The organism is Candidatus Erwinia dacicola, from assembly GCF_001756855.1.
Lineage (GTDB): Bacteria > Pseudomonadota > Gammaproteobacteria > Enterobacterales > Enterobacteriaceae > Erwinia > Erwinia dacicola.
Map to the genome: position 1 here is coordinate 1 of NZ_MAYS01000200.1, position 3,100 is coordinate 3,100.

Below are 3,100 nucleotides of genomic sequence, written 5' to 3' on the forward strand. Positions count from 1 at the left end.
ACCACTGTTACCACCAAAAATACCCATAAACATATAAAATCTGGCGAAATGACTTCTTTTTCTGGCTGGCGTGGTTTTAGGCTTGCGGCGAGGCAGCTATACGGAACTGACCGTTAATCGGGTTCAGCGTGATTGCGTTCTGGAGATAGTCTGGTGCCAGATGCGCATACGCCATTGTCTGCTGAATGCTGGCATGCCCCAGAATCTGCTGTAGTGCGATAATGTTTCCGCCGTTCATCATAAAGTGGCTGGCGAAAGTATGGCGCAGGATATGGGTAGCCTGTCCGCGAGGCAGGTTGGGTTTGACCTTACGCAGCATCCGGCAGAAATTTTCATAGTCCACATGGAACAGTGTCGCGCTGGCGTTGGTCATGACTTCTTCTTCCAGTTCGGCAGATATGGGGACCACGCGCTTTTTGCCATTCTTGGTTTCCAAAAAGACGACACGGCCATGCATAATCTGCGATTCCGTCAGCGTGCTGACTTCTCCCCAGCGTCCACCAGTGCTGAGACACAGCAAGGCAATCAATCGATAATCTCCTTTCAGAGAGTCAAGCAGGCTGGCTATTTCCGTTTTGGTAAGGTAAGTCATACCGGGATTTTTTTCTTTAAGCGGAGGCAACCCACGTATCGGGTTTTCACCCTCAAGTTCATCCAGCTTAATCAGGGCGCTGAACATACCTGAAAGGCGGTAAACGTCACGATTAATGGTTGATGCGCTGATTCCCTGTGCGAGCCTGCGGCAGCGGTGATCTATCAACATCCGCTTATTAACTTCGCTGACCAGTGGATTATCCAGAGCCGTGATAGTCTTGAGGATGTGTTTATTTTCAGTTTCCCCATTTTTTAGCGTCTGGCCATGGTAGCGCCACCATAATTCCCTGATATCGTTCAGTGTGCGGCTGGATCCCACTCTTTACGCTGTAATTTACCGAGCATGTAGCGCTCATAGGCAACAGCATCAGCTCGTCTGTTAAAGATTTTTCGGGTGCGCTTGCCGTTACGTCCACCTGTTCTTGTGTCCAGTTCATAACGCCCGTCATCTCTCTTTTTTATTGACATTTCTTTACAACCTAAGCAGTTGATTACGTGGTTGAGGTTTTGGCGCAAAGCCTTTGAATACCGATGAATGGCTACGATAAATATTTCAGTTTTCAATGAATGAGATTTCTTTGTTATCGCTTTGATTTTATTGTATTTATAACGTTTTCATTATCTCATAACTCAGGAGGTTTTGCAGGTGATAGTAATCACGTAATTCACATTAAATATATATTTATCAAGGAATTGCTTAGATTCACTGATTGATTCCCCAGCTTCAAAACTGAAATAACCTGAAATTCTTTTCACAGATTTCAGTTTGTGTTTTTACCCGACAAAGCCAGTGGTGGCGCGGTCTGGCGATATGGTTTGTACTACTGGAAAAACTGAAATCAATTGTGATTTGAAAACCGCAGGCGGGTGCGGTGTAGTGCCGTTTTCGTCACTTCCGCCGTTATTTCGTGGCTGACAGAAGCCTCAGTTAAGCCCTGACACCTTTTTCCCTGGAAGGCATGGGTTTTGGCCTGCTTTGAACGTATCGCAGCTAAGGGGGCGTTCTGTGACGTCTGGTGTTAACATCGGTTTAGAGCAGAACAGGAGCAAAAGAAATATGCGGGTAATGAAGGTCACATGTCCGGAATGTGGTGAAAAGGCCGTAATCAGTAAAGTTACCCCAAGAGACCGCCTAGCTACCGATATTTATTGTGCTTGTACGAATGTGGAGTGTGGTCACACCTATGTTGTTAATCTGACGTTTTCCCACTCACTTCGCCCCAGCCAGAAGCAGGGGGAAGCGTCATTATCTGGCATAACTTAGATTGCATCTGGTTTGGATCCGTGCGGCGGAATCGAACTAAAATAGTCAATGAACAAATAGTGTGAATTTTGAACATACATAGAGGGTTGAAAGTAGTACGGGGGCATAAAAAGGGGCACTTAATTTCGCCTTAAAAAATTATCATTAATAAGCAATTGGTTGTGTTGATTTTCGATTCCGGCCTTCGCACCAGTATCCTGTCCATCCTCGTCCGAGCACATCCGTTATAATCCAGACCCCGCTGGGGGCATAATTGGGGGCACCCCCACTTCGATAAGAAATGTGCCCCCAAAATGAAGCTGAATGCCCGCCAGGTCGACACTGCAAAGCCTAAAGAAAAAACTTATAAAATGGCTGATGGTGGCGGTTTATACCTTGAGGTCACGACCAAAGGATCAAAGTACTGGCGTATGAAGTACCGACGGCCAGCCGACAAAAAAGAAGACCGGCTTGCGTTTGGCGTTTGGCCGACAGTCACGCTTGCTGAGGCACGTGCTAAGCGTGATGAAGCCTAAAAAATTTTAGGGCAAGGGATTGACCTCAAAGCTGAACAGAAAGCAGCCCAGGCTGAAAACGCTGGAGCTTATACTTTTGAAACGATCGCCCATGAATGGCATGCCAGTAACAAGCGCTGGAGTAATGATCATCGTTCACGGATCCTGCGCTATCTTGAACTGTATATTTTTCCTCATATTGGTTTGGCAGATGTTCGTAAGCTGAAAACCAGCCAGCTGTTAGCCCCTATCAAGGCCGTTGATGCCAGTGGCAGGCATGACATCGCCCAGCGCCTTCAGCAGCGTGTTACGGCGATAATGCGCTATGCCGTACAGAACGATTACATTGACTCTAATCCAGCTAGTGACATGGCCGGTGCGTTATCGACAACCAAAGCACGACACTATCCAGCTCTACCCTCAAGTCGTTTTCCTGAGTTTCTTGCTCGTCTTGATGCATATCGTGGCCGTGTAATGACACGGATCGCGGTCGAGCTTTCCTTACTAACTTTTGTGCGTTTGTAGTGGCACACTGATACTGGCCACCTGATCGGAAGGTGATATTCTCACCTTCCCAACACCACAGGTCACAGGTGACCCAATGGCTAAACATTTCACGCCAGGATTTAAGCTCGAAGCGGCGAAGTTAGTTGTCGACCACGGCTATACCTACGTTAAGGCCGCAGAGGCTGTCGCTACCGATGTAAAACTGGCCCACCTGCCGATGTAAATCTGACCCACCCAGGGT

Annotated in this window: 2 protein-coding genes and 2 pseudogenes; 3 read left to right on the top strand and 1 reads right to left on the bottom strand. The window is 47.4% G+C overall.

Features of this window, described 5'->3' with window-relative positions; genetic code table 11:
* Positions 1–76: 76 nt before the first annotated feature.
* Positions 77–1,062 (bottom strand): annotated as a pseudogene (locus BBW68_RS06260) (phage integrase).
* Positions 1,063–1,651: 589 nt separating this feature from the next.
* Here BBW68_RS06260 and BBW68_RS16030 point away from each other — a divergent pair.
* From BBW68_RS16030 to BBW68_RS20150, 3 genes and pseudogenes are all read left to right on the top strand, one after another.
* The gene (locus tag BBW68_RS16030; protein WP_083264815.1) at positions 1,652–1,858 is read left to right on the top strand and encodes an Ogr/Delta-like zinc finger protein; all 207 of its coding nucleotides are present in this window, start codon (positions 1,652–1,654) and stop codon (positions 1,856–1,858) included.
* A gap of 293 nt (positions 1,859–2,151) precedes the next feature.
* Positions 2,152–2,871, top strand: a pseudogene (locus BBW68_RS06265) (tyrosine-type recombinase/integrase); the annotation flags it as partial.
* An 82-nt stretch (positions 2,872–2,953) separates the two neighbouring features.
* Complete coding sequence (locus BBW68_RS20150) at positions 2,954–3,082, top strand: hypothetical protein (RefSeq protein WP_276325375.1); 129 nt, start codon at positions 2,954–2,956, stop codon at positions 3,080–3,082.
* Positions 3,083–3,100: the final 18 nt, after the last annotated feature.

What these genes read in the sequence shown, in the direction of transcription:
- BBW68_RS16030 (WP_083264815.1), top strand. Translation starts at nt 1,652, where the DNA reads ATGCGGGTAATGAAGGTCACATGTCCGGAATGTGGTGAAAAGGCCGTA.
- BBW68_RS20150 (WP_276325375.1), top strand. Translation starts at nt 2,954, where the DNA reads ATGGCTAAACATTTCACGCCAGGATTTAAGCTCGAAGCGGCGAAGTTA.